6 protein-coding genes are annotated in these 15,374 nt (G+C 54.8%); all 6 read right to left on the bottom strand.

Annotation, left to right across the window (positions count from 1 at the left end):
• Positions 1-30 precede the first annotated feature (30 nt).
• The gene (locus tag AC07W5_RS14505; RefSeq protein ID WP_495023659.1) at positions 31-4,704 is read right to left on the bottom strand and encodes an RHS repeat-associated core domain-containing protein; all 4,674 of its coding nucleotides are present in this window, start codon (positions 4,702-4,704) and stop codon (positions 31-33) included.
• 100 nt (positions 4,705-4,804) lie between these two features.
• Complete coding sequence (locus AC07W5_RS14500; RefSeq protein ID WP_495023658.1) at positions 4,805-5,296, bottom strand: hypothetical protein; 492 nt, start codon at positions 5,294-5,296, stop codon at positions 4,805-4,807.
• Between the two features lie 98 nt (positions 5,297-5,394).
• The gene (locus tag AC07W5_RS14495) at positions 5,395-8,283 is read right to left on the bottom strand and encodes a hypothetical protein (RefSeq protein ID WP_495023657.1); all 2,889 of its coding nucleotides are present in this window, start codon (positions 8,281-8,283) and stop codon (positions 5,395-5,397) included.
• A gap of 72 nt (positions 8,284-8,355) precedes the next feature.
• A complete protein-coding gene (locus AC07W5_RS14490; protein ID WP_495023656.1) occupies positions 8,356-10,659 on the bottom strand; it encodes a hypothetical protein in 2,304 nt (767 codons plus the stop codon).
• Between the two features lie 64 nt (positions 10,660-10,723).
• Positions 10,724-13,072: a hypothetical protein gene (locus tag AC07W5_RS14485; protein WP_495023655.1), complete on the bottom strand. Its 2,349-nt coding sequence runs from the start codon at positions 13,070-13,072 to the stop codon at positions 10,724-10,726.
• A 203-nt stretch (positions 13,073-13,275) separates the two neighbouring features.
• On the bottom strand, positions 13,276-15,069 hold the full coding sequence (locus AC07W5_RS14480; RefSeq protein WP_495023654.1) for a hypothetical protein: 1,794 nt from the start codon (positions 15,067-15,069) through the stop codon (positions 13,276-13,278).
• Between the last annotated feature and the right edge of the window lie 305 nt (positions 15,070-15,374).

Genomic DNA, 15,374 nt, shown 5'->3' with positions numbered 1-15,374 from the left:
GTCTTACTCGCAGCCACATTGTTGGCGTTGTTACACGCCTAATTTACCCCTTATCTTGCTAATCTCCTGTTCCAAACTAAGTATCTCATCCATATGTTCATATGCAAGTTTCCCCTTTGGCATACGGCTAAGTTCCCTCTCCTTTTTACCCAGCTGGCGCTTAAGAGCCTCTTCCATCTCCTGCGTGAGAGGTTGACGGGTGCTGGCCTTTTCTTGAGGTTGGTTATTTCGAGCTCGAGTTTCTGGATACGACTTTGTTCTCACTTCAACTTGTCTTGGATGTTTAACAACCGGTTTTTTTGTAGGCAATACCCCCCCCACAGAACCAGGGCGAGATTTCTCCGTGAACATATCATAATCTATATCACTCAGTGATCCGGTGGAACTTCGTTTATTGTGCGACGCAGAAAAGGAATAGATAGTTGCATTGACTTGTTCATTGGGCGCCGTGACTGGTGCGGCCAAATTTGCTGCTTTACTTGATGTCCTTAAGCCAAGAAATTTTCGGGTAGCTTTAAACATCCCCCAGATCGACCAATGCCCATTCGGATCGCTCCGATTCACCGGATCCCCCAGGCAATACGCATACGCATTCACCCCACCCTCCCCAAACGGGCTCCAACTGTCCGGGCTGTGAAACCGCATCAACACCGGATTGAACGCCCGATAGCCTTTACCCAGCAAATACCAACCGGTTTGCGCTTCGCTGGGTTCACCGTTGTAGCCCAATTGCGTGCTCACCGGTTCCGCGTTGCGATGGCCATACGCCGTGTAAGCGATGTCATTGGCCGAACCGTTGCTGACTTCACACAGCACGCTGTTCTTGTCATCACTGGCCAGCAACAGGGACTTTGGGCCAGCACCTGCCTGGTGCTCGGCGAGCACAACTTCGTCGCCCCGCATAAAGGTGCTGCTGTTGGCGCCCTTGATTTGGTTGGCCAATTTATCGCCCTGGTAAAAGCGCTGTTCCTGTCCGCTGCCGTCACTCATACCGGCCAGTGTGTCCAGCGGATCGTAGCTGTAGCTGCCCGGCGTCCCACCCGACGAGCCGCTGACGCCGGTCAACCGGCCAAGGGCGTCGTATTCGAGCGTGCGGCTTTCTTCGTCGCGGATCAGGTGGCCATCCTCGTTGTAGTCCAGCAGGATTTCTGCCGGGTAATCCGCATGGGTGTTGACCACCTTTCGCAGTTGCACCGGATCAACCGTGTCGTAGGTGTAGGTCGCACGGTTGGTGCCACCGGCAAACGTGGTGAGCACCAGGCGCAGGTTGTCCAGTTCGCTGAACGAGAACACCTGGCGGGTGATGGCTTTGTTGTAGGGATCAACGGGCGGCTGGGTGCCAGCGCAGTCGTAATTGGTCAACCGGCCGCGCGGGTCGTAACCATAGCTTTCGTCACGTAATACAACGCTGCCCTCCTTCAAGGTCCGCCGTGTCAGACCATCGACATCGTTGTACACCTGAGTCAGTTGTTGCCTGACCCCATTGAGGTCGAATTCGCGCAGGGTTTCCCGATCGAACTCATCGTATTGCAGCGTGATAGTCACCCTTTGTCCACCGGCACTGTCGCGGGTGTTGATGGTGGCCGTGCGGCCCAGGGAGTCGTAGGTGAATGTCGAGATGGTCGTGCCCAGTTGCGTCTGCTCCAGCCGCCCCTGAGGGTCATAGCGATAACTCTGCTCCTGGCGCAGCACATCGGTGTAACCCAGCAGACGACCCAGGCGACTGTAGCGATAGTCCATGGTGTATTCACCACCCTCGACCACTCGCCGCTCGCGTTTCTGTTCACCGGTGCTGTAGTACTCACGGGTGAGGTGTATGCCCTGTTCCTGACAAGAAAGCAGCCGTGCGTTTTTCTGGTCGTAATCGTAGGTGGCCTCGTCGAACTCCCCCTTGGCTTCAATGCGAGGCAGGCGCCGCCGTACAGGCTCGTTGCCCAGCTGTGGTTGATAGTCGTATTCGATGACCTCTGCGCCGGGCGTGGTCACCGTGTCGGGTTCGGTTTGTCCCGGTTTATAGGTGAACACCTGCTCGCGCCCGCCCGTGGTCGAGTGGGTCATACGGTCCAGGCCATCGAACATTTGCGTCCCAAGGACGATGTTGTTGACGCTGATCGAAACCGGAAGATCCTCACGACTGTGCGCGGCGTAGCTGCGTCGAACCACGGCGGTATCCGGCAGCGTGTTTGTGATCATCCGGTCGAAGGCGTCATAGCCATAGAGCGTCTCGCGCTTCACATCGCCGAAACCGACGATCTCTTTGACGGTACGTCCAAGCCCGTCATAAAAGTACTCATGCAGGCTGACGCGCTGTTCGCTCAGGTCAAGCCGTTCGGTACGGGTCGGCTTCTCGAACAGGTTGATCCAGGTCTCGGTGACGCCGGTGACCTTCGGAGTGGGCAGGACGCCTTCACGCCAACTGCGCTGGATCGGGCCTCGCGACGCGGTCGTTCCGATCGGGTCGGTTTCCTCGAACGTCTTGACGCCGTCCGGGCCGGTGACACAGCGTTGCACGCCCCAGTCGTCGTACTCGTATTGCGTGGTCAAGGCCAATGCTTGTTCTTCCAGCCAGTCGTACTCGACCTCTTTGCGCAGATGGCCAAATTCGTCGTAAGTCGCCTCGTAGGTCTGGCGCAGCTCATTGGCGCGCGCACGGTTATCGGCGTTTTCCCGCTCTTCGTAAACAGCCCGATTGAGCCCGTCGAACTTCGTGCAGGTTTTCACGTCCTTGACATCAAACAGCAACTGTTCGGCCTGTTCGTCAGTATTCGCGCAAAGAACATATTCATAGCGACGAGAGGCGGCGTAATCCGTGCCAGGCGCGACGGTTTCGCGAACCACCCGCCGCAGCGCGTCGTAGGTATATCGGATTTCCACATTGTTGTCGTCACGGTTGAGCAGTGGCTCGCCGTTGAGCAGCGAATGCTGAAGGGTGATGATTTTTTGTACGTTTTTCCCGTTTTGTTCGTGGTCAAAACCGGTCACAGTCTCGACCGTCTGCAGCACACTTTCCCGGAAGTCGGGGCTGTCGAGCTTGCTGTAGCGATAGTCGGTCGTCGTGGATTTTCCGCTCAGGGTCGCCGTCTGGCGCGTGACACGGCCATGCAGAAACGCATCACTCGGAGCATTGCTGTGTTCGAACAGCGTACGCTCCAGCTCGGTTGCGATGCTGGTTTGTACCTGCACCAGGGTTTGGCTCTCGACCGTGATCCAGTTTTCCAGCGGGCTGCCGGCCAGCGGCGGTAAGGCCTTGTAGCGATAGCGGGTACGCAATGTCGGGGCGTTGCCGGCAGGCGACGCCGGAGTCACGGTCTGCTCCTTGAGGTGGCGCACAAAGCCCTCGGGGTCGGCCGGACAGCCATCGGCGCCCGCGGCGGGATACCAGGCGCTGGTTTCGACCACGCCGTTGGCCTGAGTCTGCTCCAGCAGGTTGCCGTGGTTGTCGTAGGTGCTGCTGACGGCTTCACTGCGCCGCTGGGTCGGATTATCGAGCAACGACCAGGTGGTTTTGACTTCTTTGGGCAACTGGCAGTACCGGGGCTGCTGGTCGAACGCGACGTTCGGCGTCAGGTAATACGTAGTTTCGACCGTCTCGACCTTGTTGTTCCGGGTGGTCGTTTCGGTGGTCAACAGGTGGAACTGGTTGAACTTTCGCTCGATTTTGCGGGCCGGCTGTTCGCCGATGTACAGGGTTTCGACGCTTGCATATTCGTAAGCGCCAATATACTTGTAGAGGTTGTCGAGGCCGTCATCATCCCACGCCAGGGGAAGACCGAAGCCCAGGAAGTTTTTCTCCTGCGGGTAGGTGTACCGAACCTCGATCATCGGCTGGTCAAACCCCGGGTAAGTCAGATGCTTTGTCACCCGTGGCAGGGCCGAGCGACCGCTGCCGGCCGGGAACTGGTGACCGAGGTCTTGATAGAGCATTTCCTCACGTCCACCGGTGGGCGTTTCCACCCTGCTCATGCACAGCTGATCTTGGATAAGGGTGTAGCCAAAGCGCCAGGACGCCTGGTTTTCGGTGGGCAGGGTGATCCGGGTCACCTGCTTGTCAGAGCCCTCCAGGGTCATGACGAAGCGCGCCAACGGCCCGCCGTCTGGCCCGCCGAACGGCTGCAGCAACACCTCGACGGACGTACTCTGGCGGTTAACTGTCAGCAAGGTCTGGCCCGAATCATCCTTGATCCAGTCCAGTAGCTGGTGAGTGCCGCTGAACGCCTTATAGTCGAGGGTGACCTTGTGCCCCGTGGGCGAATGAATCTCGACGGGCAACGCCACCCGGTTCTGAGCGCTGCCGCGCACTTCAAGGATCTCGACCAGGCCGGACTTGTGTACGACCCGGTAACGGGTGCTGCCTTCCGGATAGAAATGAAAGCTGTCGAGTTTCTTTTCCTTCATGGTCAACTGGCCAGTGACGCTGTCGCTGCCGGTGACCTTGAAGGTTTCGCCGGTGCTCAGCGACAGGATCTGGTTGCCGGGCGTGTATTGCGACAGTTGCAGGTTCCAGCCATGGCCGTAGCCACTGTCCTGCTGATTAAGCGGGTTATAGGTCAAGGCCAGCGGAACACCCGGGCCTTGCAGGTCATTGGTTTTAACGTCGGGCAAGTTGATTGCTACCGTGTATTGCCCGGTGCGTGGGTCAACGCCGTTTTGCAGAAAACTCATGAAGTTGAAGGCGTTGGAGTGTACGGAAGTAGAAGCAGTCATGTTGATATAAACCTCGCACATTACATGGCAAGCAAGAAGCGATCACTTGCCACGCACAGTAGTTATTGAACTTAAACAATCATATACAGACCAACTTTCTTTAAGGCAAACTCGAGCGAGTAATCCTGACACAACTTAACTTCCCTTTGAACGGCACAGAAGTATTGGTTTTCTTTGCCTCAAGCCTCATCCCCTTAGTCACAATCGCACCCACCTCTTTAGCTGCAAGATCTGGTATGGACACCCACGCCGTTGTAGTAGGATGGATGATACTCCTCACTGTAAAACTCCACTCTTGCGTGCTCCCACTGCACTTTTCTGATTCCAGTTTAAATACAGTGGCCGACGGGACATTATCCAGGCGAAAATACGTCATCTGGTCATTCTTGCAGCCATGATAATTCATATTATAGAAATCCGTTTTGGCAGCGATCGAACACTGATCGCCTCCGGGCGCGCCGTTCTCATATTTCTCAGCGAACGCAATAACCCCGTCCGGCATAACCGCTGCAGCTTGCGTAGCGCCGTATGCCGCGGGAAGTCCGCAGACTGCAATCATCAAACCTACTGCAAACACTTTAAAAATTTTCATGACACCACTCCTTTACATTAATTAATTCATCTTTCCAGGCACTTCTGACGCCCATTAGTACCGGACGTCAGAATGGCTTATCAGCCAGACATGCCCCATTAGAGGGCGGGAGTAAACAGCGTATGTACCAACCTGTTGCGATCCCCCACTACACTGGAGGGCAGGAAAGAGATTCGCCGTTTATGCGCATTCCCACGTTTATCAATCAGCACGACTGCCAAATCCCGCGACAACTTTCTTCGCGAAGGATCCGTTGGCCTCACATATTTCACGCGATCGGAACGGTGCAAACTGATGACCAGCAGTCCTTTTTCAAACACCGACTGATTAACGTTCACATCGAGTGACTCTGACTTCACTACATCCTTGACGACCTGATCAAACTGCACTTTCTTCGTATCATCGGCCTTGTGCGGATCCTGAAAAACATACCCCGTCCAACTGAACATCGTTTCAGCCAGTTGCTCGCTCTCCCAACGAATAGTCGAGGTATTGATCTCGTTTCCGTTAATAGGCATCAACTCCATCGTCTCAAACGTCGTCCCAGGTGCCCCTGGGACACCCGTATATCGCAACTTCCAGTAATCGACCGTACGCAAATGGAAGTCAAAATCATCGTCTTCCGGATCACCCGGGCCGCCCGACCCTCCGTCAACTCTTACCCGCTCGAAGGTGTAGTCGGCTGGTTGGAAATCAGGAATGGCCAGCGGCGTGATATCGATCTTGTTGTTGATGTCGGTTATGTCAGTCGATTTCCACCATCTGTCGTCACTGTCCGCCTGGAACGTCACATGAAAGGTTGCCGCCGCGCCTGCTCTCTCCCGGGTATGGAGGTAAACATCCTGCAGACTGATGGCCAGGGCGGCAGTGATTGGGTTATCCGGTTCCGCAGCTCTGGGAACGGCCAGTTCGAAGCGATTGGAGATCAAACGGGTGCGCCACACTTGGTCATCTGCTTCTGGAATACCGTCAAGGGCGTCATCCACAAATTGAATTTCGGCTTTCGAGTATTCGTCCACCAGCCGCATGCTGGCCTTTTCAATCACGCTGAGCGGATAGGCAACACCGTCAACCTGGACTGTCTCGACGAGAATCTGAGCCCTGACTTGTTGATAGCCATTGGTATACAGCGAGCCAAGGCGCCCCTGATCAAGCCCACCCGGCACCTTGATGGTGAACTGCGAAAGCTGTCTCCAGCCGGGCTCGACTTCCAGTTCGGAAAAATCGACAACGCTGTAGCCACTGGAGAAAACCACGCCATTACGCACGATTTCGCATTGCACGACGCTGCTGGACGTCGTGCCCTGCGCGGGTGCCTTGAACAGCCCGGTAGCGTCGACAGTGCCTCCCCCGCTAATGACCTTCCAGCGTCTGGGGACGCCCGGCAACAACGTGGCATCCTGCGTCAGTTGTACCTCCGCGGATTTGCTGACCGCCGGAATATAAGCAGGATTGATCCGCAGCAGTTGCTGTGCATTCACCAGCAGCAACGATGAGTGCATGGTCTCGGCGCCCATGGCATCAACCTGCTGAACAGCCAGGCCTTTGGCTCTTGCGCGGGCATCGGGGGTGAACGCGCCCTGATTACCGTTCTGCACCAGCGCGCCATACTCGGGCGCACGCAATGCCCAGGTCACGCCAGCATCGTTCAGGGTCGATGCCGTCAATACAATGGGCTGCGATTGCACGCCAGTCGGGTAGGTACCCACTCGCGGCGCAACCACCATGCTGTCGTACGCCACCAATAGCAGAGCCGAAGCGGTGTAGGTAATACCCGCATTGATGTATTCGGCGGTCACCACCACATGCAGCGACTCATGCCCGATAAGGGCTTTCGAGGCAGCGGTGTACAGTCCATTGGCAATCGTGCCATGTCCCGCGGCGGTATGACTCTGCAAGCTGACCGCTCGCCAGCTGCTGGCCTGAATCACATTCCCCTTCCAGTCACGTAGCGTGAAGCGTTGTGTGTCTCCAGCCTTGAGGGTCTTGAAAGCGGGTTCCAGAGCGATGCGGGTCTGCTTCGCATTGATATTGCCGAACACCGCCAGGTCGCGAGGCTCATGTCGCTCACGCTCTTCGAAAACGTTACCGCCAGGAAAGAGCAAGTTATTGAGCACATCCAGCTGATTGTTCTCGACATAACGAATCATCGATTCGGAGAGAACCAATGAAGCCGAATAGCGATCGCTGCCATCTGACTCCTGATTATCCGGTATCAAGTACGGAAAGCTATTGTCTGGCGGAAAGCGACCTTCTGCCGTATTACCTCGCAGCCGGATGAAAATCACCACGCCACCGTCGCCATAGTTCAACGCGCCCCTGACCTTCGCACCTGGCGCCGCTTGGGTGAGAATACGAAACGAGGCAGGTGTCAGGTGGTTGTAGCCTTTGAGATCAAGCATCCCCAATTGAAAGACACTTCGATGCGCCGGCAAGTCCTTGAAGCTTTGTTTAAAGAATGCAGCCAACCGGCTATTCGCCTGCTCGTCATTACCCGCCAGATTGCACCGGACATTGGCCCCTTGGGACAAGTTCAACTTCACCTTGCCCTGCTTGTCGACTTCTCCGACCACCAGGGACAGGTCAATATCCATTTCCAGTTTAAAACCCTGCTGCTCGGTGACAGTGAACGCCGACAGCAGTTTTTTCGAAGCACCGGGACTTTGACGCCACGTGGTATAACCACCGGCCACGATGTTCATCGTCAACACCGCGGTGGGGTTAGTCAGTGAGGCGGTGTTGAACGACAACAACGGTTGGCCTAAGGCAATGTTTTTCAACTCAACGTAATCATTCCCCGCTTCACTTAAAACTATATGCCCCTTGACAGGAGGCAGGAAATTTTGACCGTTGAATTTCTCAATATATTGTTGTTCCAGCAAACGATTGAGCCGGCTGCGACTGAAGGTCGAAACAGCACCCCAGCCTTGGGTGACCGAGCCCTTTCTCATATGTTCAAGCAAATTTTTCAGCGAATTAACAGACATGATAGCGCCCTCGCCCTTGTTTAAAAAACAAAGCAAAAAAAATCCAGGTATTACTTCAGTTAAACCAAATCGTTATTTGGCCAGTGCACTCAGTACGGTGGGAAAATCAGTGAGCGGTAGTGGCAGTACGATATGACCTTCGAACTCGCCAAATCCACCACCGTCCACTAACACAGTAATCAGAACGAACCGCTCTTTGGCCGAGGGGTTATCGCTGTATATACCGGTAGAAGGATCGATCGATCCCGGTCCGTCGAGCCGGAGTGACCATTGGCCGTCGATAGGGTTACCGTTCACAAAGGCCTGCAACTGAATCTGGCCTTCTGGCAGATTTGAATTCTCGACAGGCTTTATCGTGGCTCCGGGTTCTCTCTGAAACACCAGAACATAGGCCGACCGGGTTACAGTGCCCGAGCTGTCTTTAACCTCTATTTCTTCAAGCACATAGGTTTTGCTGGCAACCTGTGGGCCGGCGATGTAAGTGCGACCACCACCAGGTTTGTCACTGACCACCAGTTCGCCACTTTCGCCCGGAACAGGGTTCTTGATCGACCAGCTCAGCGTGCTCCCATCCAGCTGACCCGCCGACAACTCGACCTGCTGGCTGTAGTAACACATCTGAATCAGCGGATTGATGGTAATCGGGTTCGCCTGGACCCTGATCAATGCTGCACTTTTCTCGCCTGTGAGCCCGTCGGTGGCAACGACCAATACCTGGCTGTAGGTATCGGTCATCGCATGGGCAGGTGGTGCTCGATACAAGCCTGTCTGCTCGTCAATTGTGCCCGGGTTGCCGCCCCCCGAAAGGTTTTCCACTGCCCAACGCAGATCAGTGCGCACAGGTGCCGTGGTCAATTGCAGAGACTTGCCGGCCGCTATCGGGCGTTGCGGCTGGACAATCGAGAATGACGAACCGGCCGACTGGAGCTGGCCGAACATTGCCAGGTCAAGGGGCAAGGCAACGTGGGACGGATGCAAGGTACTGCCGCCCACGATATCGACGCCCTTCACAAAGGTGTCGGACGCTGTTGTCGTCAGCGTATTGGAGAACGACTCAAGTAGTGCCCGCTTGACGGTGAACGCGACGAAGTCCTTGATCTGCTCCAGTTCGGCGGACCCAATCGTGCCAGGAAGCCCGGAGACGTGGCTCACCTCTTGACTATTGCCATACGGCACGAACAATTCACCTTCCATCGCCGAAACACCGGATTCATCCGCCGACAAGTGGAACTTGTGTTGCAGGTTGATGTTGAAGGTGGCTGTATAGGTGTTCCAGTTTGTGCCCCCTACGGGGCGATATCTGAACGGTAGTGTGAAGGTGCTGTGCCAGCGTTGAATCACTTCGCGCGGAGCAAACTCCACGGTTAGCGGCAATGCCCCTTCCGTGGCCGGAAGGCTGAAGGCCTCGGACTCGAACTGATAGTCAAGGCTCTGGTAAGTGCCTGCCGTTGCCTGCAGGACACCGCGCTTGGCCACCATTTTTGCCAATAAGCCCTCTTCGTCGAGGATGCGCTCGAATTCAGCATTATCGAGCAGCTGCAGGACGGCATGACCGAACGCAGCGCGGTGGATCAATCCTGAGGAAAACAGCGCCGTCGCCGAGTAAGTGTTTTGCGCATCATCATCGGGAATCAAGTACCTGAAACCCGAACCATCCCCGGGAAAATCACCCAAGCCGCCATCCACCATGCTCGCGAACAAGAGCACGGCACCGTTTTCGTTGAGGGCTTGCGGTGACAGCTCCTGCCCGTCGCGAGCCTGGGTTCGAACATCGATGCTGCGGGTGAGCATCAACGGATTGCCCTCACCCGGGAACGTACCCAAGGTGTAAACCCGCGAGTCGTTGTCCAGTGTCTCGAACCAGTCCTTGAAAAGCTTCCCTGCTTCACGTTGTTCATTTGGCGTGTTGAACAAAGTCAGCAACACGTCCTCGCTGTTCGCCAGGTCCAAGTGAACACTTCGCGAATCCGCCCCGATGGGCAGGTCCAGCGTCAGGTGCGAGCCGTCCAGTGGATCGAGGGCGCTGAGGCGGGTGATGTTTTTTTGGCCCTGGACGGTTTCCACCGTCATCTGGGTGCCCCCGACCACCGCCACGCTCAAGGCTGTCTTTGCACTCTGAAGGGAAGCGTGCTCAAAGGACAGCGCCGGTGCAGCCAGCCTGAAACCTGACAGGTAATGGGTAATATTGGTCCCTGGAATATCAAAGGAACCCGAGATATTCCCCAAATCAGTGCCCTGACTCAATCGAATGATATGGTCTTGCTGTAAACCAAGGTTAGTCTTGCGTCCTTCCAGCGCGACGATGAGGTCCCATCCCCTCATCTGGGAGTGGTCTTTCATCCACGCCAACAAACTTTCCAACGAATTACCGGCCATGACAGTCTCCAATTGACAGGTACATACACAATGAACACGAAGTTGTTTGCTCGATGTTCGCTATTCACTCACTCAACTTTTCAAGCAGTTGCGGCAGCTCGACCAGGGGCAGAGGCAAAATCAGATGGCCTTCGAACGTGCCAAATGCACCACCGTCCACCACTGCAAAAATCAGCGCGAATCGTTCGGTGGCCGTTGCGGCCGACTGATAGCAGCCTGTTTGATCAATCGAACCTGGGCCGCCCAAAGGAAGGCTCCATTCGGCGTCCATCGTCGAACCATTGACGATGGCTTGTAGTTGTACTCGCCCTTGCGCTACGTCAGTGCTGACTATTTTCACCGTGGCCCCGGATGCTTTCTGCAACGCCAGAACATGGACCGAGCGTGTTTCATTCGTCCCGGTTTTTTTAACTTCTATCTCATCGAGCACATAGGTTTTAGTGCTTACGACCGGCCCGTGGTGATAGGTATGATCGCCCTCGGGTTTGTCGCTGGGCCGCACCTCGCCGCTTTCACCCGACACCGGATTCTTGATCGACCAACTGAGCGTGCCCTCGCCCAGAAGGCCGGCCGCCAGTTCGACCGTGGTGCCGATTTCGCAGATCTGGATCAAGGGGTGGACGGACAGCTCGCCGACCACCACCGTTACCAGGGCCGAGCTGTGGTACCCGCGGTCCGGGGCCGTTGCGGTGACTCGAACCCGGGTGAAGCGCCCAGAGATCGAAGCGGCGGCTGGGGCCTGGTACATGCCACTGTTGTTGATGGTTCCTGGATTACCCGGCCCTTCAACCAGGTTTTCGACCTTCCATTGCAGGCCTGTCACGACAGGGTCAGTGGCGAATTGCAGCGTGCCACCCTGCTTGATCAACGGTTGCATCGGGCTGACCACGAAAGACGTCTGGGTGGGGTTGATGCGGCCGAAGAAACCGATGTCGTGAGGCGCATGGATTCTTTCGCCTTGTATGACTTGGCCGAACTTTAGTTTGACTATTTCTCTGACAGCCTCGGTGATCGTAAAGTCCGAATTAAGTGTAACCTTCAAGATTCCTCTGATGCGACCCAGCAGCAATGTGGCCATTAGGCCGGGGAGCCAAAGCGGAAGAAACAAGTGTATTATAAAAAATAACCAAAACTCAATTATCCCCTCCTTAAGCCCCTCATCCAGTTCAGGAATACTATACTTTAGGGGGCACTCAAATTTTGTTCGTTTTAACAACAGCCCCCCATCTACTTCAACCATTTCATACTCTACCTCCAAATCCATATCGACCTTCAGATTATAAGAATAGTCTATAACACTCATATCCACAGCACTAACGTCAACTTTAGTCGTCGCCGCGGACATCCACCTAATTGAAAGTAGCCCATCCAGGTTCTCAACAATCAACGGACTTGAAGAATCAGCCGGGAAGAGGAATTGCGAAATGTCCACGACTATCTCTTTACCGAGATAAGGGATATTATAGATTCCTCCATCCAGCGCTAATTCACCACCCGTTGAGGTCGCCCGCTTTAGCACTCCGTTTTGATAGGTATAGCCAAATTCAATATTCGGGATAAGCTTAGGAACTTCATCAAGTATTAGCCGAGCCGCCATTGAACCTCGATCGAGCAGCACCGTCGCTGAGTAATCCTTCCCCTGATCATCAGGAATCAAGTATTTGTAGTTCTCGCCTGGGAAATTTCCTCCTGCACTCCCCTCCATCCTTACCAAGGCCAGGATGGCGCCATCTCCGTACTCGGCAGACTTAGGGTCCCGAGCCGCCGCGCCGCTCGCCTGGGTCCGCAAGGCAAATGACTGCGGACGCATCAACTCATTCGTTCCGCGCTCAATCTTGCCCAGCGGATAAATACGTTCCTCATCCGGCAGTTGATTAAACAAGTCCTTGAAAAAATCGCCGCCCATCCGTTGCTCATGCTCCGTTTGGCCGAAGGTCAACCTGAAGTTATCGCTTTTGCTCAAATCCAGTATGACTCGGCCATCGACATCAACATCCCCTGGCACCTCATTGAGCAGCAGATCCAGATATAACTTCGGTCCTTGTAGAGGGTCGATCTCGTCAACTTTAACGGCTTTCCATCCAACGCTCTCTCTCTTAAGGGTTATTTGGCTGCCGTCCATGACTCCCATGGTCAACATAGCTTTGGAGTCATTGAGATCAGCATTTTCAAACGACAGCACCGGCACATCCATCACGAAATCATGGACAAATTCCAGCCACTGATTTTCGACAATCGGTACTTCACCCCGGATGGGCGGCAAGTAGCTGCCTGTGTCGAAACGGCTGATATATTCCTGGAGCAACAGTAAATTCGTCTTGCGTCGCTCCATGGCAACCACGAGCCCCCAACCCAACATGCGCGAGTTACCTTTCATCCACGACAACAAATCTTTCAACGAATTACCGGCCATGATAGTGGCTCCATTTGATAGGTACATAGATAATGAACGCGAACTGACTTTTTATGTTCGGCATCCCTTCGTTTCATGCATTAAGTCGTTGTAAAAGACCAACCACAGGCGTGATTCATCTTGCACCCACGTCAAAGACGACGGAGATGAACCACGCGGAATAATTTTTACCTCAGCACTTATGGATAACTGCCCGCCATGGGTTACGCGATCAGTTGCGGCGATATCATCGGAAACGCCTTATAACTGAAGCCCTCATCGAAACTGGTTTCAACGAATACATCGAATTGCACATTGAGTCGCAAACGCTGCACAAAGGCACGGGGTAGTTTCGAATACACTTCCCCTTCGGAATACTCGTCTTCGGTGATCACCTCGTCGCTGCCTTCGCGCAAGTTAATGGTCTCTTTTCCGCCGTCCGCCAGAACGCCACTCGCGTATATCTTCACCCGTTGGCCTTCTGCCATGAACGTCCATGACCCCAGGCGAAAGGTCACACCGTCAGAGGGGACAGTAGCCAAAGAAACTCTGTTGCCCGGCGAAACGGGAGTTTCAATCTGGAGGGTCGGCCAGCCGCTCGCCATATCCTTGATTTCCAGGTTGTAAACCTTCGAAAGAAAGGGCTCTTCCCCTGGCGGGGTGACTCGATAAAACACCCACAGGCGTTTACCCAGGTTCGCGGGTACATACTGTGGCGGAATATAGAAGCGTCTCGTGTTACCCGCCGTAGGGTCAGCGATGTAACTCCCCAAGTCACCGTAGCCTTCCCAGATCATCTGAACCCCATCGTCTGCACCAATCACCGCGTCGTCCGGAATTCTGATGTAGACGCCACTGGTAGTACTCCGGGCCAGCAAATAACCTTTGTACTCATCTGGATCGCCATCCGGTATCACCCCCTCGACAATGGGATGCGGCAAATACAGGGGCACGCGCAACATCAGCGACAACGGCATCGAGGTGCCTGCACTGCCGACCCGGGCATACTGATACATCAGGCTCACCAGTTTGCCGTTGTTGGCCGCTAACCATTCGTACTCAAGGTGGATTTCAAGTATTTCGCCATCAATCGTCGACGGATCAACCCGCAGTGCCTTTATAACGCGCGTGTCGCCCAAGGCGTACACCACCAGGTCATCGCCCACCGAGATACCTGGATACAGTTTGATGCTCAGCGTGATGCCATCGGGATGCGCCTCGGGGTCGAGCATGTCGCCACTAAAGCCCTTGATTTCAAGGGGCGGCAGCAATGAGGTCACCGGTGTAACGATGCGCAGTGTTTGTTCAGCTGAGGGAGTGGAGACCGTCGGGGTGGCATAGACGATGCCGTAGCTCAACTGCACGGAGCCCCCGTCAATGATTTCCAGCTCGTTACGTGGCACTGTCCATTGCAGCGGTTGCCCGATATCGAGTTTCGTCAAGGTCTTCGTGCGGATGAAGTCGTCCCAGGGAATACCGTCATCAAAAAACATCTTCATGGTAAACGTCACCACATCGCCTGCCGACATCGCCTGATAAGCCAACGTCACGATGGTCGCTCCCCCAGCCTCCACCAGCGACAGATCCACACACAGATCATGGGACTCCTTGAACTGAGGCGCCGGGAGTAACTCCGTCGTCATCGACGGTCGTTTGCCCACGTAGAAAAACCGGCGCAGCGATTCCTCTCCCCGATTATCCGGTTGAGACGGATCGTCCATCTGGTACGAGTAAAACACCCAGCCCTGATCCAGGGTTACAAGCAGATCGTTGGCGATGCTGATCGGCATGCCTTCGGGTCGCAAATCACCGGGGTTTATCGTCACCAGGTTTTCAAATTGGTCGACGACATCGCCGAGCGGTCCGCATCCACGCCAATTGGGCCAGAATTGATCGCCTTCTGCTATCTCGGGATAGTCAATGTAGGTTTCAAGGTCCGCACTGCCTAAATCATCCAGATCAATCGCGTTATCCGGTCCTAAGCCGGGAACCTTCGGCGGGGGTAGCGCAATAGCCATTACTTGGACTCCCTTATTTGCATGTCTTGGCGCCAGTTAATTCACTGGTACAGCAAAAAATTTGACTGTTATCGATGGCTACTTTTTACGCCTTAACTGACAACCTGCCTACTATCAGAACTGCTAGGTTACGCGGCATCGCACCGCTGTTATTGTCTGCATTGAATGCCTGTATTGATTCACTGGATGCAGGTCAACACCCGTTTTATCGGCTTCTTTATTATTACAGCCCGCTTGAATTCAGCGGTGGTAGACGCTGACGTTATTGATACCCACTTGCGTTCCGACTACCGGCTTTTCTTATT

This window comes from Pseudomonas sp. GW821-FHT01E05 (assembly GCF_059422425.1).
Note: the sequence above shows the minus strand (reverse complement) of the source record. Positions and strands in the feature narration are given on the sequence as shown.